The sequence below is a fragment of the Corallococcus sp. AB032C genome (assembly GCF_003668935.1).
Lineage (GTDB): Bacteria > Myxococcota > Myxococcia > Myxococcales > Myxococcaceae > Corallococcus > Corallococcus exiguus.
The window spans coordinates 29,802-48,461 of record NZ_RAWP01000080.1 but is presented as its reverse complement, the minus strand read 5'-3'; the positions used below and the strand labels follow the sequence as shown (position 1 = coordinate 48,461).

Here is an 18,660-nt window from a genome sequence, read left to right as displayed (position 1 = left end):
GGACCCCTCCTGCTATGTCCACCCCCACCTCCCCACCTGTGGCCACCCCGGGGCCGCCAATCGCCGCTGCTCCGAAGGAAGGATCCGACTTGAAGACCCGCGCTCCCGAAGCTCCGTCCCAAGGACGCCCACCCCGTATGCCAAAGAAGGCCATCGCCGCCGTTGAGTGCGCGTCGTTGTCGCTCGTCGCGGCGCTGGCGGCGGGATGTCCAGGGGTTCAAATCCGGCCCGAGTCCTTCACCTGCCCGGATGGGGCGGAAGAGGCCATGGAGAAGCAGCTCCACTGGAGCTCCAGCGATCGCTTCATCGTTCAACTCGACGATCGCCAGAAGCTAGATGGACCAGTCTGGCACACCGCCGGCGCGGAGGTGGTGGGGGTGGTCCCGAAAGGCATCAACGACGACCGTCAAGAGGCGGTCGCCCCACCTGGGACACGCTTCTACGGCAAGGCGTACTACCTCTCCGACAAGATGGGCCGTGCGGAGGGGCCCGCGCTCGTCGTCCGGTATGACCGGGTGAAGCTCCCGGGACAGGCCGATTATCCGATTTGCTTCGTGGTTGAGACTGAAGCCGGGGAGTTCAAGGACGGCAAGGTGGAGGCACGCAACACGGGTGACGGTCGTGTTGTGCACCGCTGGCCCTGAGTGGGGCCGGAGTGCCATCCAGCGGGCCCAACTCGCGGGCAGTCCGCCCATGGTGGCGGATGCCCTGCTCCCGATGAACTTCACGTCCATGAGTAGCCGATGAGTGGCGGAGATGCATGGCGGGGCAACATCAAGGCACGCCTGTACGAACGGATCCGCGCGCTCGGCTTCGACTCGCTCACAGCCTTTGCCGATGCGCGTCCCGCTGTCCCGCTGTACGCACTGGCCGACGAGCTTGGCAAAGATGACGTTGCAGCAGTGCAGGTGTTGAGCGGGTTGCTCGGAGAGGCGGAACGGCGCAAGCAGGTCACGCGCTTTGTCCGGGATGTTCTCGTGCGCCTCTTGTCTCAGAGCCTTCCCAACGGTTGGCCAGCCGTGCTGGATGACGCGAACCGAGTCAAGGTAGCCATGGCCCTCGGCTCTTGGTTCGCTTACACCCCAGAAACTCACAAGGAGCGCGTTGACCGGGCCGGCGATGTGCTCCTCTCCAGTCCGCCGCCTCCTGGGTGGCGTCCGCTCGGGCCCGATGACGAGTTACTCCGCATGCGCCTGCCTGACGAGGAAGCCTGACCGGCAGCGGCGGCCCCGCCAGTTGACAAGGCGGGGCGCCACGTTGCGACACCGACACTTCGTCCCGCAGAACTTCACCAGGGGCAGGAGGCGATGACCGACGGACGTTCGTGGCAGGGGAACTGGAAGGCCCGTCTGTACGAACGCGTCCGCGAACGCGGCTACGACTCACTGACCGCCTTTGCCGAAGCACGTCCTACCGCATCACTTGTGGCGCTGGCCGGTGAACTCGGGGCGGACGACGTCGCCGGGGTGCAGGTGTTCAGCGGGTTGGTGGCGGAGGCGGAGCAGCGCAGGCAGGTGACACGCCTGGTTCGAGGGCAGTTCGTGCGCGAATTGTTCCAGCATCTTCCAAATGGATGGCCACCCGTGGTGGATGACACAAACCGATTCGATGTTGCCCAAGTGCTCGCCCGTTGGAGTAGCTACACCCCCGAGACGCATGAGGAGCGCGTAAAGCAGGCTAGAGCTTCGCTCCGCGCCCATCCGCCACCGCCCGGCTGGCGTCCGCTCGGACCTGACGATGAACTGCTCCGCACGCTTCTACCCGACGAGGAAGCCTGACCCGCGAAGTGACTTCGCGGGCCAGGGGGCGCCACCCAGAGCTCAGCCCTGCTTCAGCGCCGCGCCAATGGCGTTCCCGAACGGCGCCGTGGGCCGGCCAATCAACCGGCTCAGCGTGCGGCCCGTGTCGTTCAGCTCCCCGCGCGACAGGCCCGCGTCCGCGTCCGCCAGCGTGTCAGCGAAGGGCTTGGGCACGCCCACCCCCTGGAGCGCCGCGGAGAACTCCGCCACCGGCAGGTCCACGTACTTCACCGGCTTGCCCGACTGGCGCGACAGCTCCGCCACGTACTCCGGCAGCGTGAAGCTCGCGTCACCGGCCAGTTCGTACACCTGGTTCTCGTGGCCCGCGCCCGTCAGCACCGCCACCGCCGCGTCCGCGTACTCCTCACGCGTCGCCGTGGCCACCCGGCCCTCCTTCGCGCTGCCCTGCACCACGCCGTACTGGAGCGCCGGCCCCACGTGCTCCGTGTAGTTCTCCACGTACCAGCCGTTGCGCAGGAACACGTACGGGATGCCTGACGCGCGGATGGCCTCCTCCGTCGCCTTGTGCTCCCCCGCCAGCGACAGGCCGCTCTTGTCCGCGAACAGGATGCTCGTGTAGGCCAGCAGCTTCACGCCCGCCTTCTTCGCCGCCTCAATCACCGCCGAGTGCTGCGGGAAGCGCTTCCCCACCTCGTTCGCGGAGATGAGCAGCACCGTGTCCCCCTTCCCGAACGCCCCGTTCAGCGTCTCCGGGCGGTCATAGTCCACCTTGCGCACCTGCACGCCGCGCGCGGCCCAGGCCTTCGCCTTGTCCGGATTGCGCACCGCCACCGCCACCTGGTCCGCCGGCACCTTCTTCAGCAACCCCTCGACCACGAACTGGCCCAGCTTCCCCGAGGCTCCCGTGACAACGAACATGGCTCCGCCCTTTCCTTGCTCGCGCTCCAGGCGCGAAATCGAACTGGGCTTACCGTAACGGGGGTACTCACTTTTCGTAAGTACGCACCTCATGGTAAGTGTCACGCCATGAAGGCAAGCAAGGGCAGTCCATTGCTGGAGAAGGTGAAGCAGCGCGGGGACCTGTACGCGGCGGCGTGTCCTTCGCGCGGCGTCCTGGAGCACGTCACCAGCCAGTGGGGCGTGCTGGTGCTCGTCGCGCTCAAGGAGGAGGGCACCCACCGCTTCAGTGAGCTGCGCCGCAAGGTGGGCGGGGTGAGCGAGAAGATGCTCGCCCAGACGCTCCAGGCCCTGGAGCAGGACGGCTTCGTGCACCGGGAAGCCCACCCCGTGATTCCTCCCCACGTGGACTACAGCCTCACGCCCCTGGGTGAAGAGGTGGCCGTCCACGTGGAGGCGCTGACCTCCTGGATTGAAGACAACGTGCACCGGGTGATGACCGCCCGGACCAAGGCGACGCCCCGCAAGAAGGCCTCCTGAGAGGCCCCGGGCGGCCCCGAGCCTGCTCGCCCGGATGCTCTCCAACGGGACGAACGGGAGCGAAGGGGACAGGCCCGCGTTAAGACTGCTCCCGTGCCCGCCGACACCCCGCTCAAGGTCCGCATTCTCGATGCCATCCGCGATGTCCCGGCCGCCTGGTGGGATGCCCTGGTCGCCGACGGCGCGCCCCCCTTCGTGCGCCACGCGTGGCTGTCCGCCATGGAGGAGAGCGGCAGCGCCACCGAGGACACCGGCTGGGCCCCGCACCACCTGACGCTGTGGCGGGGCAAGAAGCTGGTCGCCGCCGCGCCCGCCTACCTCAAGTTCCACAGCATGGGCGAGTACATCTACGACTTCGGCTGGGCCAACGCCGCCTCCCAGCTGGGCGTGGAGTACTACCCGAAGCTGCTCGTGGGCGGCCCCCTGTCCCCCGCCACCGTGCCGCGCTTCCTCACCGCCCCCGGAGAAGACGCCGCGCTCCTGCGCCGCGCGCTCCTCCAGGCCGCGGTGGAGACCGCCCAGGCGCAGGACTGCTCCGGCGTGCACGTGCTCTACCCCACGGATGAAGAGGCGGACTTCCTGGAGGAGGCCGGGCTCGCGCGCCGCATCACGCTCCAGTTCCATTGGAAGAACCCGGGCTACCAGCGCTACGACGACTACCTGGCCCGCTTCGACTCCAAGCGCCGCAACCAGCTCAAGCGCGAGCGCGCCGCCGCGGCCACGCAGGGAATCCAGCTGCGCACCGTGCGCGGCGCGGACCTGACACCGGAGCACGCCCAGCGCGCGTACACCTTCTACACGTCCACCTGCGAGCGCCACGCCTGGGGCCAGGTGCAGCTCACCCCGGGCTTCTTCGAGCGCGTCTTCCGCGACCTGCCCGACACCGTGGAGATGGTGGAGGCGGTGAAGGACGGGCAGGTCATCGCCGGGGCCTTCAACCTGGCCACGCCGGAGCGGCTCTACGGCCGCTATTGGGGCTGCACGGAAGAGCACCCCTTCCTGCACTTCAACGTCTGCCTGTATCAGTCCGTGGACGACTGCATCCGTTCGGGCCGCAAGGTGTTCGAGCCCGGCGCCGGCGGCGAGCACAAGGTGACTCGCGGCTTCGAGCCCACCGCCGTGCACAGCGCCCACCTGATTTTCGACAAGCGCCTGGACAAGGCCGTGCGGAGCTTCCTGCGCATGGAGCACATGCGGCTGGCACCCGCCGTGGAGGAGGCGGAGCGCATCTGCGGCCTCAAGCCGTGGGCTGGCTCCGGAGCCGGAGGGGCCCCCGGGTCCACCGGTACCTGAAAAACCTGAACGTCTGTCCGCCAGCCCACCGGCCGGTGGGCATCCGCGCTCGGTTCAAGTTGTGAAATCGGGGTGAAGCTCTAGAGTCCGCCCCCATGAAAGTCCCGGAGACAGAGGAAGACTTCATCCAGTGGTACGAAGACTGCTGGGCGGACCGCGACGAGGTGGAGTACCCGAAGCTGTTCGGCGCCATCCGAGAGGAGGTGGACCTCCTGGAGGGCACCGGCGTGCTGGAGGGGTGGCTGGAGAGCGAGCTGGCCCAGGGCACGGAGATGGATCCGAACTGGCTGCCCATGGGCGTGCGCGTGGCGCCTCCCAGTCCAGAGCACCCGTACTGGACCTACGTCACGAGCGGCCTGTCCAACCCCTTCACGGTGGCCCCCGGCGAGGACCTGGCGGACGACGCCCGCAGCGGCCTGGGCTACGAGATGGTCATCCACACGCCCGAGGAGGAGCGCTGGCCGGTGCTGCGCCTCCTGGACATGATGGCCTACAACCTCGTGTGCGCGCGGCTGTTCGCCATGGGCCACCGCTACCCGGTGGACGGCACGCTCACCGGCAGTGAGACGAAGCTCGCCGGCTTCGTGTTCGTGAAGGACGCCAACCGCCCCAGCCACTTCACCCTGCCCAGCGGCCAGGTGGAGCTGCTCACGCTGGTGGGCGTGACGAAGAACGAGATGGCCTTCGCGCGCTCCAACGGCATGGAGAGCCTGCTGAAGCGGCTGGCCGACCCCGCGAACCCGAGCTCCGCGTTCATCACGCGCCCGGAGCGCGACGAGGTGAAGCTGTAGCGCCCCCACGCTCGCCGCCGACGCGCTGACCGGCGCGCGGCGGCGAGGACTCCACCAGCGAGTGCAGGAGGCCCGGCTCGAAGGGCTTCTCGATGCGCGGCAGCGGCACGGCCTGGAGGAAGGCGCGGGCGCGCTCCGTGAAGCTGCCGCCCGTCATGAACACGAAGCGCGACAGGAGCTCCGGCCGGCGCCGGGACAGCTCCGCGTGCACGTCCATGCCGGTGAGGTCCGCCATCATCAGGTCGCAGAAGACGCGGTCGAAGGCGTCGTCCTGCTCCAGCAGCGCCAGCGCCTCCCGGCCGCTGTGCGCCACCACCACGTCATGCTGCCGGCCGAGGATGCGCCGGAGCACCGAGGTGAGCTGCGGCTCGTCGTCCACCACCAGCACGCGCTTGCGAGAAGGCCCGTCGTCCGCGCGCACCGCGGGGACTCCCGGGTGGACAATCGGCTCCGAGACGGGCAGCCGCACCTGGAAGGTGCTGCCCATGCCGGGGATGCTGGTGGCCGTCAGCTCGCCGTGCATGCTGCGCACGAGCCCCAGGCAGATGGACAGCCCCAGGCCGCTGCCCTCCCCCACGGGCCGCGTGGTGAAGAACGGCTCGAAGGCGCGCTGGAGCACCTCCGGCGTCATGCCCAGGCCGGTGTCGGACACCTCCGCCAGCACCCACGCGCCCTCGCGGCGGGTGGTGAGCGTCACGCGGTGCCGCTCGAAGGCGCCGGCGGGGATGGCGTGCGCGGCGTTGATGAGCAGGTGGAGGAACACCTGCCCCAGGCGCGCCTCGTGCGCCAGCGCGGGCGGCACCTGGCTGAAGTGGCGCTCCACCTGGGCGCGGCTGCGCAGGTGGGTCATGGCCATGGAGATGCCGAACTCCAGCGCCGCGTGCACGTCCACCGGCCCCAGGCGCAGCTCGTCCGCGCGGGCGAAGGTCTGCAGGTCGCGCACGATGACGCGGATCCGCTCCGCGCCCTCCTTCGCCTCGCGCAGCGCCTCCAGCGCCTCGCCCAACACGTCCTGGAGCCCCGGACGGCGGGCGAGCGGAGTGAGCTGCTCCACCGCGAACTGGAGGTTGCCGGCGACGTAGGACAGGGGGTTGTTGATTTCGTGGCCCACGCCCGCGGCCAGCTGGCCCGCCATGGCCAGCTTCTCCGACTGCACCAGCCGCTCGCGCGCGGCCATCAGCTCGTGCGTGCGGCGCTGGGCCAGGGCCTCCGCCTCCAGGCGGCCGGAGCGCTCGCGGGAGAGCAGCGCGTCGCGCTCCGCCTGCACGCGCTTCTTGTCGGTGATGTCGCGCGCGTAGCTGGAGATGTTGCGGCCGCTGGACCAGGCGTGCACCTCGTGCCAGCGGTCCCTGCCGGTGCGCAGCTCGAAGAGGCGGTAGCTCTCCTCGGCGGCCACCTCGCGCATCGTGCGCTCGAACGGGGTGCCGCACAGCTCCGGGCACGCCTCCCACAGCACGCGGCGGAAGAGCTCTTCTTGAGAGCGGCCGGTGAGCGCGGCGGCGTTGCGGTTCACGTAGGTGAGGCGCCAGTCCGCGTCCACGGTGAAGAAGGCGTCCGGCATGCTCTCCAGCACGTCGCGCACCCAGTCCAGCGTCTCGCGCAGCCCCTCCTCCACCCGCTGGGCGCTGGTGATGTCACGAAGGCGCAACAGCACCCCGTCCCGCAGCGGCACCGCCGTGCCCTGCAGCAGCACCTCCCCTTCGGTGAAGTGGTCCGCGTGCGGCCGGCCGGACTCCACCACCTGACGCAAGAGGTCCATGCGGCCGGCGATGCCGCCCTTCGAGGACACCTCGCCCAGGCGCCGGCCGCGCAGGTACTCCGGCCCCCGGCCCAGCGCGCGCGCCGCGGCGGGGTTCGCCCACAGCCACTCGAAGTCCAGGATGACTCCGCCCGGCGAGCGCACGGCGCGCAGCACCATGCACGCCTCCGGGTGTTCGCGCTCGGCCTCCTCCAACGCGGCCAGGAGCGCATCCGGGAGCGGGAGGGCCACGGTCGTATCGGTCGCGGACATCCGCCTCCTCGCGGCCCAGGCAGTGCCCAACCCCCGGGAAGCCCGCATGTCGCCACGAATCGCACTGCGGCTCAAGCCAGCCCCAGTCTTCGTATCTTTCTTAACCTTCTCGAATTACAGACACGTGAGAGTAAAAACCGGAAGGAATGGAAAGACTCCCCTCTGGACCGGAACGTCGGCCAGACTCGTGCCTGCCCATGCGCCCTACCCTCATCACGCACGTCTCGTTCGAAGCCCTGCACCTGTCCCTGACGGAGCCGTTCGCCATCGCCACTGGCGCGCAGTTGGCGGCGGAGAATGTTCTTGTGCGCGTGACGCTCGCGGACGGCACCGTGGGGTTGGGCGAGGCGGCGCCCTTCACGGCGGTGAGCGGGGAGACGCAAGCCAGCACGCTCGCTTCGTTGGAGCCGGTGCGCGAGCTGCTCGTGGGCCGCGACGCCCAGGAGTGGCGGCCTGCGTCGGAGGCGCTGGGGGATGCGCTGACGCTGGCGCCGGCCGCGCGGTGTGGCGTGGAGATCGCGCTCCTGGACGCGCTCACGCGGCACCACCGCATCCCGATGTACGCCTTCTTCGGCGGGGCGGGGACGTCGCTGGACATCGACATGACGGTCACCGCCGGAGACGTGGCGCACGCGGTGGCGTCGACGCGGGCCATCCTGGGGCGCGGCATCGACACGGTGAAGGTGAAGGTCGGCGCGTTGGACCCGGACACGGACGCGGCGCGACTCGTGGCCATCCACCAGGAGGCCCCGAAGGCGCGGCTCATCGCGGACGCGAACGGGGGCTATGACGTGGCGGAGGCGCTGGCGTTCCTCAAGGAACTGGAGCGCGCGGAGGTGCCGCTGTCGCTGTTCGAGCAGCCGGTGGCCGACGTCGCGGGGCTCGCGGAGGTGACGCACCGCTCGAAGGTGTCGATATGCGCGGACGAGTCGGCGCGCTCGGTGAAGGACGTGCTGCGGCTCATCCGTGAGAACGCGTGCCACGGCATCAACATCAAGACGATGAAGTGCGGGATGGTGGATGCGGTGACGATGTGGAGCCTCGCCCGCGCGGCGGGGTTGGAGCTGATGGTGGGCGGCATGGTGGAGAGCGTGCTCGCGATGACCGCGTCCGCGCACCTGGCGGCGGGGCTGGGCGGCTTCAGCTACGCGGACCTGGACACGCCGCTGTTCATCGCGAACCACCCGTTCCAGGGCGGCGGTCAGTACTCGGGCTCGCGGCTGACGTTGGACCCGAACGCGCTGGGGCACGGCGTCACGCTGCGCTGAGGCCTCTCTTCACAGGGCCGTGGCCCGGAGGGAAGAAAAGGCGTTCTGGCGCCGTGCGGCGTGGCGAACGCGGCGGGCGCGGTTAGGGATGAGGGGCTCATGTTGGATGCGCCCTCGTCATCGCCCAGGCTCGCGCTCGTGTCGGAGGACCCCCTGGCCCGGGGTGCGCTCGCACGGGCGCTGAGCGACCAGGCGGAGACCTGGACGGTGGTGGCGGCGGGCACGCAGGTGGAGCTGGAGGCCGCGCGGGGCGAGCCGCCCGACGTGGTGCTCTGGGACACGGGCCTGCGGCTGGAGGAAGGCGCGGCGCCGGACCTGGGCGCGCCCGTGCTGGCGCTGGTGGCGGACGAGGCGGCGGGGGAGCTGGCGCTGGGCGCGGGCGCGAAGGGCCTGCTGTTCCGCGACGTGGCCCCGGGGATGCTCGGGGCCGCGCTGCACGCGGTCGCGCGAGGCCTCACGGTGTTCGAACCGGGTCTGTCCCAGGTGCGCGCCGCGCCCAGGAGCACGGCGCCCACGGGAGCCCCGGGCCCGGACACGCTGACGCCACGTGAGCGCGAGGTGCTGGGGCTGCTGGCGGAGGGCCTGTCCAACAAGGCCATCGCGGACCGGCTGGACATCAGCGAGCACACCGCCAAGTTCCACGTGAACGCGGTGCTGGCCAAGCTGGGCGTGCAGCGCCGCACGGAGGCGGTGGTGCGCGCGGCGCGGATGGGACTGGTGACGCTCTAATTGCTCAGGGGGCGACGAGGGCGCTCAGGTGCTTCCACTCGTTGTCCAGTGAGGCCTTCAGCCAGTCGCGATGGAGTGATGGAAGGGGCCACACGTCGAGATGAATCTGATTGGACGCGGCAGCCATCGCCCGGCCTCTGGCGAGGTCCGCGGTCACAGCGGCCCGCTTCACATCGAAGCCTGGCAGCAACCTGGCGCCCTGCTCCATCTGACGCAGGCCCACCAGCCGTTCCACCAGGGTGTTTCCCTCAGCGATGCGTTCGCCCAGGGTCCACAGGGCGCGTCCCAGCCGGATCCGCTCCTCCTCCGGTAGCTCCGTCGAGGCTTTCGCCCGATTGAACAGGACCATGGGGCCCACCAGAGCGAGCTCGCCTACCGCGGCCATGAAGGCTCCATCGACAGGAGCCTGGATTCCCGCCACCTTCATGCGCCGCTCGGCATCCGAGTACAGCCGGGCAAAGGAGGTGGTCCGGTACCTGGGCAGGGCAGCGATTCGCTCCAGTGCCTGAAGCTCCTCCTCCGTGAGCGGCGCCTCCTGCGCCGTGTGCTCCAGCAGCATGAGCAATGGCAACTGCGATTCCCGGGACTCGGCGGCGAGCGGCGTCAGCCGTTCCCGCAGCGATGCCTGGATCTGCCGCCGCGCCGTTTCATCCATGACTTCGCTGTGGAAGGTCTCGAGGGTCGCACGCAGCAGGTCGGGATCCGCCACCTCGGACAGATGACTTGCGATCCATCGCTGCTGTTCCTGCGATGGCCCCACCATCAACGCAGCGAGCAGCCGTGTGTCCGGAGCCTGCGTGCCCCTCCACACCGCACGGATGGCCTCGGGTCCCCAACCGGGCGTTCCCTCCGGCAGGAGTGACTCCACCCCGAAGTCCGGACGCCCCGCCTCGATCCAGGCGGCGATGAAGGCCTCACGCCATTCACCGGCGGGATTCGCCCGGCGCAGCCGGACGAGGGCTTCGAGAACCCGGCCTTCCGCCTGCTCGGGAGCCACCTCGCGCAACCGGGCCACGGTCTGGGCCGCCGCGTCCAGGGCTCCCTGCTCCAGCAGCACACAGGCCTGGACCATCAACGCCCCTGGCTCCTTGGGCGCGGCCTTCAAGACCGAGGCGATCTCCAGCCGCGCCTCGGACAACGCCCCTTGCCGCGCCTGGCTCGCGGATTCGCGGATCCGGTCCGCGATGGGCTTCTGGTGAGCTTCGTCCACGGAAGGAGCAGGCGTTGCTCCCGCAAGAAGCACGCCCAGGGACAGCAGGGAGAGGGACCGCCGCGGAGCCATCATCCGCGCAGTCTACGCCTTCTTCCTTCCGCCGCCTGAAGGAGGCTTCCGTCTTCGTGTGGCAGGCGGGGCCTCCACACGAGAGCGGTCCATCTGGTTGCCACCCGTGGACCACCGTCGGCCTTCACGCGACTCCCAGGCCCGCACCGCACGGGCCACCAGGGGAGCCTTGTCCTCCAGGTAGTCCAGCGTCACACGCCCCTGCTCGTATTCCTCCAGCCACTGCCTCCGATATCGGATCACACGCTCATCGTGGTCCAACCCCAGCAGGCGGAGGGTCTCGGCGGCCCGCTTCCGCAATCGAGGCGGGCAGCGTTCGGTCACCTGGAGTTGAAGGGATGGAAGGAGAAGCGCGAACCAATCGTCCTTGATTTCGAAGGGGTCCAGCAGCCGTGTGGAGACCAGGGCCTGTTTCCGGCTGTTGAGCCATCCAGCGGAGTACCGGAAGTTGCTCCATTCGTAGGCGAGCCGCCGATCCTCATCGATGGAGATGAAATGGTCGACGGTGCCTGGCGAGCCCAGGTACATCGCGGTGTACGCACAGCGCTCGAAGAACGCCTTCGCGAGTTGAGCGTTGCAGCGCCGCCAGTACGAAGGCGGACGGTCGAGGGCCTTCGCGTTGCGGCTCAGCCATTCGCGTCCGGGCACTCTCACCCGCGAGTCGAAATCCTCAGGCTCTCTTCCGGGAACGCACCGGATCACGGCCGCCTCCTCCATCGCGAGCGACGACCCACCGGGGCCAGAACGGATCCTGCTCCGGGAGCAGGCGCCGCAGTTCGGCGTCGAGCTCCTTCAGCGTTCCCAGCCCCTCACGCTCCCCGCGCATATAGGCTTCGGCGGCCTCCACCGCGCGCTCAGCCTCCCAGGCTCGCGCCTGGGCCAATCCCAGCACCGGGGACGTCAGCCAGTCGTTCGCGTCTCCCTGCTTCGCCCAGGGGAGATGCTTCAGGTGCACCTGTCCCTTTTCGAGCTGGAACAGGAAGAGGGCATCCTGCTCTTCATCGAAGAATGGCTCCAACGAGGCCAGGACCAGGGGGGAATGGGTCGTCAGGAACGTCTGGACGGAGGTCTCGCGTGCGAGGCCGTCGATGACCTGGATGAGTGAGCCCACGATGCGGCGCTGCCAGAGGGGATGGAGATGGGTCTCCACCTCGTCCACCAGCAGGATGAACCGGGGGTCTCGGGGCTTCCCCAGGAACTCCGAGGCCTGGATGTGCTCATGCCAGGCCCAGACGACGAGATAGGCCAGCCCGAGGATGCGCCGCATTCCCGCGGAGGCGTGCACCACCGGGATGGGGCCGTAAGGCATGTCGATGGTCGGGTAGTCCTGGACGTCTTCCACGGTCAGCCGCGTGGGCCTTCCAGGACGGATCGGCTCATCCTTGGGCGAGAGTTGTTCCAGCGCGCGCTTCAGCATCTGGAACGGGGATTGCGCGGAGCCATCGTCCTGCAACTGCCAGGTCAACCAGTCCCGGACGAGCCCGTTACAGACCGTCTTCCCTTCGTATTTCAGTCCCTCCCAGAGGTCCTGCGGAGAGAAGTGGAAGGCGTCCGGTCTGCGCGGCAGGTCCGGATCCGACCGGGACGTCTTGTGCCAGTAGTTCCGCGCGGGATCCCACACGGAGAAGCTTCCATCGACGCGGGCATAGACTGTCAGGCCCGGCATGCTCGGGCGCCCTTCGGGCCAGGGCCACAGCTGCCGTTCCGGGTCGAAGTGGCTCGTCTTGTTCGACGCCCGCCGCGCCTTGCCTGTCAGGGTCCAGTCAATCTGACGCCGCTTCGCGCCGCGGTGGGGCCACGCGGGTAGACCCGGCCAGGTTCCGGTCAGGCTCCACCACGCAACGTCGAGCAGGAAGCTCTTGCCCAACCCGTTGTCGCCCGTCAGGACGTTCAGCCGGGGTGCGAACTCGACGTCCAGGCGAGGCGCGGGGCCGACCCCCTGAAGGTGAAGCTCTCGGAGCATGCGCCGACACTTAGCGCATCCCGTCCGCACCGCCCACTTTCGGAAGCCTGGATGGAGGGGGGACACCCATCCAGCGCACACCCGCCCCCCGCTCCCGCTGCTACACTCCGCACCCTCCATGGCCAACCAGGATTGGGTCTCGCGCCTGCTCACCGGGCGTGCGTCGGCGGACAAGGGCCTCAGCGTCCACCTCTCCGAGCGCGACGGCGGCAGCCTCCACGACAAGATGCGGCAGGCGTATTGGTGGATCACCAACAACGCCGTCATCTGCCCCTACTACGACATCGAGTTCGGCGGCACCGCCGCGCTCAAGAACACCGCCGGGGACGAGGTCCACCTCCCGGAGGACATGAGCTACAGCTCCTTCGTCCTCATCCCGCTGCTCACCCTCTTCACCTGCCGCCGCGCCCTGCTCGTGGGCGGCCCGGGCCGCGGAAAAACCACCTCCGCCATCCTCATGGCCCTGCTCTCCGGCATGGGCCGCGAGGACGTCCACCGGGGCATCCAGCGCGGCCACCCGCAGCTGTCCATCGCGGACCTGCTCGGCGCTCCGCTGCCCTCCGACATGCTCAAGGCGGAGGACCTGTCCGCCGTGAAGGTCAGCTGGCGCAAGTGGATCACCCAGCGCGTGAAGATCATCGACGAGTACAACCGCATCCCCACGAAGACGCAGTCCGCCCTGCTGTCGCTGCTGGGTGAGGGCTACGCGGAGATGATGGACCAGTACGTCTACACCGGCCGCTCGTCCTGGTTCCTCACCGCCAACGACGACCAGGGCGGCGGCACCTTCCAGGTCATCGAAGCGCTCAAGGACCGCCTGGACGTCGTCGTGCGCGCCGTGCCCTTCAACTCCGGCTTCGTGGACACGCTGCTCCAGCGCATCGAGTCCGACAAGTCCCCGGAGGAGATGCTCCCCAAGGACATCGTCTTCACGCCCGGCGAGCTGGAGAATGCCTACAACTCCATCCTCGCCGTGGAGGTCCCCAAGGGCGTGCTGGAGCGCGTGGCCTTCTTCCTGGGCCAGCTGGACTTCTGCCGCATGGCGTCCCCGCGCTTCGAGTTCAAGCACAAGGACACGCTGAAGCTCGCCGGACAGACCGTGTCCGCCGTGTGCAACGAACAGTGCCCGTTGGACAAGAAGGTGCACCTCTGCACGCAGACGGAGAACGGCACCAGCGTACGCGCGTACCAGACCATCCTCCACTTCGCGAAGGCGCTCGCGTTCTTCCGAGGCCACCGCGTGACGGAGCTGGAGGACTTCCGGCAGATCATCCCCTGGGTGCTGCACGAGAAGCTCACCCCCAACGCGCGCAGCCCCTTCTTCGAGGCGAAGGGCAACAAGCTGCTGCTCCAGGACCGCGTGGCGTGGATCCGCAACATGTTCGACATGGCCATGGCCCGCTACGGCGCGCACGCGCCCGTGCGCCAGAAGGTCGTCGCCCTGCGCGCGGAGCTGGACCTGGGCCTGTCAGGCGTGGACCTGCGCACCACGGAGAAGCGCCTGTCCGCCGTCACCGTGCTGATGAACGACCTGATGACCCGCCAGGAGCTGTCCGGTCCGGTGTACGAGGACCTCATCCACTTGAAATCCCTCTACAGCCGCTACCGCAACTACGCGACGTGGCTGAAGGAGAACCCGGGCGGTCAGGGGCAACAGCCATGAGCGAGTTCGTCGACGACCTGGAGAAGGAAGCCCGCGGCCGGTTCGTGCGCTGGGACCGTGCGCTGTGGAGCGCGTTCCTCAACGGCCCGGTGGTCCGCCTGGGCCGTGCGCTCAAGGACGGTGACGCCGCGTCCGGAGAGGAGCTCCTGCGCGATTACATGCGCCTGGGAGCGGAGGGCATCGGGCTGGGCTACATGTATCCGGGGTCCGCCGGGCGGGAGAACTTCTTCACGCTCGCGTGGCGGGAGCTGCTGCCTCGCCTGTTGCCGGACCTGCGTCAGGAGGAGCAGGCCCCGGCGCTCGCGCGCGTGTGGAACCTCAGCGAGAACCTGGAGTCCGCGCCGCCCTGGGTGCAGCGGCTGTTCTGCCGCCTGGGCTCGAACCTGTCCTCGCTGGAGGACCTGGAGGGCCACCTGCACACCATCGCCAACGAGGCGATGGAGCCGCCGACCCAGGCGCTGGGCGACACGTCCACCGCGCAGTGGGTGGACCTGTCCCAGGAGGACTCGCGCTTCATGCCCGGGGAGATGCACTTCCTGGCGCCCGCCGTCGTCTGCGTGCACGACCGTCACCGCGCCACCGCCGCCGGCGGACGCGATGCGGCCACGCAGGGCGTGTGGCTGGTGAAGAAGCCCGTGCTGCTGGGGCCCATGGGCTGCAACGAGCGGCTGGAGCCCGCGACGGGCAAGCCCTCCAAGGCGCTCACCTCGCTGGCGCAGCGCGACCCTCGCGCGGGGGATTGGTACAGCACCCAGCACAACGAATGGCGCGCGGTGGCCACGATGCACACGTCCCAGTGGCTGGCGGTCATCCTGCCGGCATGAGCGCGGGCGCGGCCTTCACCCCGGAGGAGGTGGAGCGGTGCTGGCGCGACGCGCTGGCGCTGTGGGACGTGCACGTGCAGTTGAGCCCTCCCGAACCGCACCAGCCCTTCCACCCCGGCGAGGCCACGCCGAACGAACCGCTCGCGTACATCGACCTGGTGCGCCGTCAGGTGTTCGTCCACTTCGACCTGCTGGTCCGCATGGGCGCGCGCGACAGCCTCACCGCCGTGCTGGCCCATGAAATCGGCCACCACGTGCGCTTCCCGCACACGCTGGGATGGGACGCGGAGCTGCGCGTGCTGGAGCAGCGCCTCATCCCGGGCCTGGGCCAGTCGCTCACCAACCTGTTCTTCGACCTCCAGGTGAACGAGTTCGTGGGGCGCACCCACGCGGAAGCGCTGTGCCAGGTGTACCAGGGCTTCCTGCGCACGCCCGACGGACGCAAGAAGAACAAGAAGAAGAAGGACGGCGACACGAACGGGCCGTCCCCGCTGTTCTGCTTCTACCTGGCCATCTACGAGGAGCTTTGGCGTCGCGCCCCCGGACACCTGGTGCCCGCGGCCCTGCTGCCAAAGCTGGAGGAGGCCTACCCGGGCTTCCGCGCGCAGGCGCGCATGTTCGCGCAGACGTTCTACGCGCTGCCCGACGGGCGGCTGCAATTCCTCTACTTCTGCGCCGCGTTCATCCGCTTCATCGACATGCCCTCGGAGGTCGGCTTCTGCATCCCGCTGGCCGGCGACCTCGGCACTCCGGACGAAGGCGACCTGGACGCGGCAGTGCAGTCCGGAGGCCGGTGGGAGGACGCGCTGAAGGAGGCCCGCGCCAACGGCTGGCTGGACGACTCGCACGACACGAAGGAGTCGGATCCACTGGAGACCATCCGCCGCGCGACCGCGCACCTGCCCGGCAACGACGGCGGCAGGCTGCGGCGCGCGCTGGTGGCCCGGTACTACCGGCGGCTCGTGGACCCGTACATCCTCAAGCTGCCCGCCTCGCCCGCGAAGCCTGAGCCCTACCTGCGCACGATTCCAGAGGCGTGGGAGTACGGCGACGACCCGACCACCATCGACTGGACGCTCACGGTGATTTCGCAGGGGCACCTGGCCGCCGTGGCCCCACTGCGCCGCGAGCTGGAGGCGGACCTGCCGCCCCCGTCGGACCTGGGCGTGCCCGCGCTGGAAATCTATCTGGACACCAGCGGCTCCATGCCCAACCCGCAGCAGGACCTCAACGCGATGACGCTGGCCGCGCAGGTGCTGTCGGCCTCCGCGCTGCGCAAGGGCGCCACGGTGCGCGGCATCATCTACTCGGCGGACAACCCCATCGTGTCCCCGTGGATGTACGACGAGGAGACGGCGCGCGACTTCTTCTTCCACTACATCGGTGGAGGGACGTGGTTCCCCGTGGAAGTCATGGAGGATCTGTCGATGGAGCGGCCTGACGCGCTGCGCGTCGTCATCTCCGACAGCGACTTCCTGCACAACATGCGGCAGGAGGACGCGCTGCCGCGGTTTGCCCGCGCGATGAGCCGGTCGCGCCGGGTGGTGGCCTTTCTCGCGCTGCCGGACGACGCCCCCGCGCGGCAGGTGCTGGCGCCGGTGCTGGGAAGCCCACGCTTCCGGCTGGCGACCGTGCAATGGATGTCTGACTTTGGCCGTGCCGCCGCGGCACTGGCCGATGCCCTGTTGGAGAAATGATGGCGGTCTCGATTCCCCACCTCCGTGAGCAGCTGGCGGCCACGCCCATCGTGTCGCCGTATCCGCACGACCTGGCGGTGGCCATCGTCTGCGACACCTTCCGCATGGCGAGCCAGCGTCCCCCGTCGCAAGCCGAGTGGGAGAAGCTGGAGCAGCGCGTGAGGAACCCGCTGTTCCGCGAGCAGGTGGGCATGCTCGCGCACGTGCTGGTGTCGTCCGACCTGCGCAAGAAGACGGTGCTCTACCTCACTCCGGACCGCACCCCGCAGGCGCGTCTCCAGCAGTTCTTCGAGGAGGTGCATCCCCTCACCGCGGAGATGATCCGCTCCAACGCCTTCCGCCAGGAGGAGTTCCTGCGCAAGTGGCTGGCGGCCCTGGGCGCGGACATCGAAGGCGAGACGGAGGCCGAGTCGAAGCGCCACGTCAAGGAGCTGGACTACCGGCAGGCCGTGACGGACCTGCGCAAGGTGGAGGAGGCGCGCAAGAAGGAAGCGGACCGGCGCCAGGAGATGCTCCAGGAGGCGCAGCGCAAGGAAGCCGAGGCCCGGGGCTGGCGCGAGTGACGCTCGGGGTCGCGCCCAGGGCTCGCATCCGCCGCGACAGCCACACGCAGCGCCCGCACCTGCCGTGGGCGCTGGACGTGGCCGCGGGCCTGGCGCGCGGCACGGCCACGGTGGACGAAGCCGCCGCCCGCGCGGAGCTGGAAGCGCGTCTGCCGGCCTTCCGTGAAGCGCTCCTGGGTTCGCCCTACTACGTGCGCGTGCTGCGCGAGTCGGGCCTGCACCCCGGCGACCTGCGGCGTCTGGAGGACCTGCGGCACTTCCCCGCGCTGGACCGCGCCACGCTCGCGCGCCACTGGGAGGACGTGCCCACGCTGCCCGCCGCGTCCGATGAGTGCGTGGTGGTGAAGAGCTCCGGCACCACCGGGGACCCGGTGAACGTGCTGCGCGACCGGCGCGACTGCCTGCTCATGTGGGCCGTGCTGCGCTTCTTCACCGAGCGCACCAACACCGTGCCCCCGCCACGTCCGCGCGTGGTGCTGCTGGATGCGCTGCCGGGCGGATTGGAGTACTCGGTGCGCCTGCCGCTGTTCCACGACGGCGCCCTGCACCGCGTCTCCGTGCTGCGCGATGACGCGGTGGCGCGACTCCAGCGGGTGAAGGCCTCCGTCATCTTCTCCGACCCGGAGGGGTTGCGCTGGCTGCTGACCCATCCGGAGGTGCCGTCCCCCCGGCTGGTGCTCACCTCCGCGCAGCACCTGCCGCACGCGCTGCGCGATGCATGGAACCAGGAGCGCGGCGTGCCGGTCCTCAACTACTACGCCGCCACGGAGACGGGGCCGCTCGCGTGGGAGTGCCTGGAGGACGCGAACCGGGGCCGATTCCACGTGCTCACTCCGGATGTCTGGCTGGAGCCGGACGGGGACGAGGTGGTGGTGACGCGGCTGCGCCCCAGCGTGCTGCCGCTGTTGCGCTACCGGCCCGGCGACACCGGCGCCGTGCGGCGCGACACCTGCGCCTGCGGCTTCCACGGCTGGACGCTGACGGGCTTCGGCGGACGCGGGGGCTGCGCGTTCCACACGCCCTCCGGCCGCGCGGTGGACGCCTGGTCGCTGGCGTGGGTGTTCAAGCACCACCCTCTGCGCGCGTTCCGTCTGACGCAGGTAACAGGGGAGCACTTCACGCTGGAGCTTTCAGGCGCGCCCCCGGACAGCGTGGCGGCGCTGTGCGAGCGGCTCGCCGCGGCGCTGCGCAACCTGGGCTGGACGAGGCCGGTGGTGGAGGCGCTTGGTGCGGAAGGGCTGGCACCGGCCGCCAAGCCGCTCCCCTTCCGTTGCGAGCTGCCGACTCCTGGATGAGCCAGCCCTCCGCCCGGTCGTTTGCCCTGGATTCCCGCGCCTCGCGTGAAGATTCTCCCAGGTAGGTGCACCCGCACGGAGGAC

At 69.5% G+C, this 18,660-nt stretch carries 17 protein-coding genes and 1 pseudogene; 13 read left to right on the top strand and 5 right to left on the bottom strand.

Going from position 1 to position 18,660, the window contains the following annotated elements:
• From D7X99_RS29280 to D7X99_RS29270, 3 genes and pseudogenes are all read left to right on the top strand, one after another.
• Positions 1-644: pseudogene (locus D7X99_RS29280) on the top strand (serine/threonine protein kinase); the annotation flags it as partial.
• 99 nt (positions 645-743) lie between these two features.
• Positions 744-1,214 (top strand): NUDIX hydrolase, encoded by a 471-nt coding sequence (locus tag D7X99_RS29275; RefSeq protein ID WP_121780659.1) that lies wholly within the window; start codon positions 744-746, stop codon positions 1,212-1,214.
• 93 nt (positions 1,215-1,307) lie between these two features.
• A complete protein-coding gene (locus tag D7X99_RS29270; RefSeq protein ID WP_121780658.1) occupies positions 1,308-1,778 on the top strand; it encodes an NUDIX hydrolase in 471 nt (156 codons plus the stop codon).
• A 42-nt stretch (positions 1,779-1,820) separates the two neighbouring features.
• Here D7X99_RS29270 and D7X99_RS29265 read toward each other — a convergent pair whose 3' ends face one another.
• Complete coding sequence (locus D7X99_RS29265; RefSeq protein WP_121780657.1) at positions 1,821-2,678, bottom strand: SDR family oxidoreductase; 858 nt, start codon at positions 2,676-2,678, stop codon at positions 1,821-1,823.
• A gap of 108 nt (positions 2,679-2,786) precedes the next feature.
• Here D7X99_RS29265 and D7X99_RS29260 point away from each other — a divergent pair, with 108 nt between their 5' ends.
• The 3 genes from D7X99_RS29260 (at position 2,787) to D7X99_RS29250 (ending at position 5,281) form a co-directional block, all read left to right on the top strand.
• Positions 2,787-3,197 (top strand): helix-turn-helix domain-containing protein, encoded by a 411-nt coding sequence (locus tag D7X99_RS29260; RefSeq protein ID WP_121780656.1) that lies wholly within the window; start codon positions 2,787-2,789, stop codon positions 3,195-3,197.
• A 93-nt stretch (positions 3,198-3,290) separates the two neighbouring features.
• Complete coding sequence (locus D7X99_RS29255) at positions 3,291-4,490, top strand: GNAT family N-acetyltransferase (RefSeq protein ID WP_121780655.1); 1,200 nt, start codon at positions 3,291-3,293, stop codon at positions 4,488-4,490.
• 95 nt (positions 4,491-4,585) lie between these two features.
• Complete coding sequence (locus D7X99_RS29250; RefSeq protein ID WP_121780654.1) at positions 4,586-5,281, top strand: suppressor of fused domain protein; 696 nt, start codon at positions 4,586-4,588, stop codon at positions 5,279-5,281.
• On the opposite strand, the gene D7X99_RS29245 is transcribed toward D7X99_RS29250, so the two are convergent.
• Complete coding sequence (locus D7X99_RS29245; RefSeq protein ID WP_233613807.1) at positions 5,247-7,292, bottom strand: PAS domain-containing protein; 2,046 nt, start codon at positions 7,290-7,292, stop codon at positions 5,247-5,249. The genes D7X99_RS29250 and D7X99_RS29245 overlap by 35 nt on opposite strands.
• 197 nt (positions 7,293-7,489) lie before the next feature.
• On the opposite strand from D7X99_RS29245, the gene D7X99_RS29240 reads away from it, so the two are divergent.
• On the top strand, positions 7,490-8,560 hold the full coding sequence (locus D7X99_RS29240; protein WP_120579163.1) for a dipeptide epimerase: 1,071 nt from the start codon (positions 7,490-7,492) through the stop codon (positions 8,558-8,560).
• 99 nt (positions 8,561-8,659) lie between these two features.
• Positions 8,660-9,289 carry a response regulator transcription factor gene (locus tag D7X99_RS29235; protein ID WP_121780653.1) on the top strand — a complete coding sequence of 210 codons (630 nt, stop codon included), beginning with the start codon at positions 8,660-8,662 and terminating at the stop codon, positions 9,287-9,289.
• Between the two features lie 4 nt (positions 9,290-9,293).
• Here D7X99_RS29235 and D7X99_RS29230 read toward each other — a convergent pair whose 3' ends face one another.
• Genes D7X99_RS29230 through D7X99_RS29220 form a run of 3 tightly spaced genes read right to left on the bottom strand, consistent with a single transcriptional unit; the run spans position 9,294 to position 12,534 of the window.
• Entirely contained in the window at positions 9,294-10,574 is a 1,281-nt protein-coding gene (locus tag D7X99_RS29230; RefSeq protein ID WP_121780652.1) for a hypothetical protein, read from the bottom strand.
• A gap of 9 nt (positions 10,575-10,583) precedes the next feature.
• The gene (locus D7X99_RS29225) at positions 10,584-11,225 is read right to left on the bottom strand and encodes a hypothetical protein (protein WP_199756375.1); all 642 of its coding nucleotides are present in this window, start codon (positions 11,223-11,225) and stop codon (positions 10,584-10,586) included.
• A 16-nt stretch (positions 11,226-11,241) separates the two neighbouring features.
• Positions 11,242-12,534, bottom strand: a complete 1,293-nt coding sequence (locus tag D7X99_RS29220; RefSeq protein ID WP_121780651.1) for an AAA family ATPase — start codon at positions 12,532-12,534, stop codon at positions 11,242-11,244.
• A 118-nt stretch (positions 12,535-12,652) separates the two neighbouring features.
• Between D7X99_RS29220 and D7X99_RS29215 the strand changes: the two genes are divergently transcribed.
• Genes D7X99_RS29215 through D7X99_RS29195 form a run of 5 tightly spaced genes read left to right on the top strand, consistent with a single transcriptional unit; the run spans position 12,653 to position 18,576 of the window.
• Positions 12,653-14,197 carry an AAA family ATPase gene (locus D7X99_RS29215; RefSeq protein ID WP_121780650.1) on the top strand — a complete coding sequence of 515 codons (1,545 nt, stop codon included), beginning with the start codon at positions 12,653-12,655 and terminating at the stop codon, positions 14,195-14,197.
• Positions 14,194-15,021, top strand: a complete 828-nt coding sequence (locus D7X99_RS29210) for a hypothetical protein (RefSeq protein ID WP_121780649.1) — start codon at positions 14,194-14,196, stop codon at positions 15,019-15,021. Before D7X99_RS29215 ends, D7X99_RS29210 begins: the two co-directional genes overlap by 4 nt.
• Complete coding sequence (locus D7X99_RS29205) at positions 15,018-16,718, top strand: M48 family metalloprotease (protein ID WP_121780648.1); 1,701 nt, start codon at positions 15,018-15,020, stop codon at positions 16,716-16,718. The genes D7X99_RS29210 and D7X99_RS29205 overlap by 4 nt, the downstream gene beginning before the upstream one ends.
• Entirely contained in the window at positions 16,715-17,281 is a 567-nt protein-coding gene (locus D7X99_RS29200; RefSeq protein ID WP_233613806.1) for a hypothetical protein, read from the top strand. Before D7X99_RS29205 ends, D7X99_RS29200 begins: the two co-directional genes overlap by 4 nt.
• On the top strand, positions 17,278-18,576 hold the full coding sequence (locus D7X99_RS29195; RefSeq protein ID WP_121780646.1) for an AMP-binding protein: 1,299 nt from the start codon (positions 17,278-17,280) through the stop codon (positions 18,574-18,576). The genes D7X99_RS29200 and D7X99_RS29195 overlap by 4 nt, the downstream gene beginning before the upstream one ends.
• Positions 18,577-18,660: the final 84 nt, after the last annotated feature.

What these genes read in the sequence shown, in the direction of transcription:
- D7X99_RS29215 (WP_121780650.1), top strand. Translation starts at nt 12,653, where the DNA reads ATGGCCAACCAGGATTGGGTCTCGCGCCTGCTCACCGGGCGTGCGTCG.
- D7X99_RS29245 (WP_233613807.1), bottom strand. Translation starts at nt 7,292, where the DNA reads ATGTCCGCGACCGATACGACCGTGGCCCTCCCGCTCCCGGATGCGCTC.
- D7X99_RS29205 (WP_121780648.1), top strand. Translation starts at nt 15,018, where the DNA reads ATGAGCGCGGGCGCGGCCTTCACCCCGGAGGAGGTGGAGCGGTGCTGG.
- D7X99_RS29230 (WP_121780652.1), bottom strand. Translation starts at nt 10,574, where the DNA reads ATGATGGCTCCGCGGCGGTCCCTCTCCCTGCTGTCCCTGGGCGTGCTT.
- D7X99_RS29270 (WP_121780658.1), top strand. Translation starts at nt 1,308, where the DNA reads ATGACCGACGGACGTTCGTGGCAGGGGAACTGGAAGGCCCGTCTGTAC.
- D7X99_RS29200 (WP_233613806.1), top strand. Translation starts at nt 16,715, where the DNA reads ATGATGGCGGTCTCGATTCCCCACCTCCGTGAGCAGCTGGCGGCCACG.
- D7X99_RS29240 (WP_120579163.1), top strand. Translation starts at nt 7,490, where the DNA reads ATGCGCCCTACCCTCATCACGCACGTCTCGTTCGAAGCCCTGCACCTG.
- D7X99_RS29250 (WP_121780654.1), top strand. Translation starts at nt 4,586, where the DNA reads ATGAAAGTCCCGGAGACAGAGGAAGACTTCATCCAGTGGTACGAAGAC.
- D7X99_RS29265 (WP_121780657.1), bottom strand. Translation starts at nt 2,678, where the DNA reads ATGTTCGTTGTCACGGGAGCCTCGGGGAAGCTGGGCCAGTTCGTGGTC.
- D7X99_RS29210 (WP_121780649.1), top strand. Translation starts at nt 14,194, where the DNA reads ATGAGCGAGTTCGTCGACGACCTGGAGAAGGAAGCCCGCGGCCGGTTC.
- D7X99_RS29220 (WP_121780651.1), bottom strand. Translation starts at nt 12,534, where the DNA reads ATGCTCCGAGAGCTTCACCTTCAGGGGGTCGGCCCCGCGCCTCGCCTG.
- D7X99_RS29260 (WP_121780656.1), top strand. Translation starts at nt 2,787, where the DNA reads ATGAAGGCAAGCAAGGGCAGTCCATTGCTGGAGAAGGTGAAGCAGCGC.
- D7X99_RS29235 (WP_121780653.1), top strand. Translation starts at nt 8,660, where the DNA reads ATGTTGGATGCGCCCTCGTCATCGCCCAGGCTCGCGCTCGTGTCGGAG.
- D7X99_RS29275 (WP_121780659.1), top strand. Translation starts at nt 744, where the DNA reads ATGAGTGGCGGAGATGCATGGCGGGGCAACATCAAGGCACGCCTGTAC.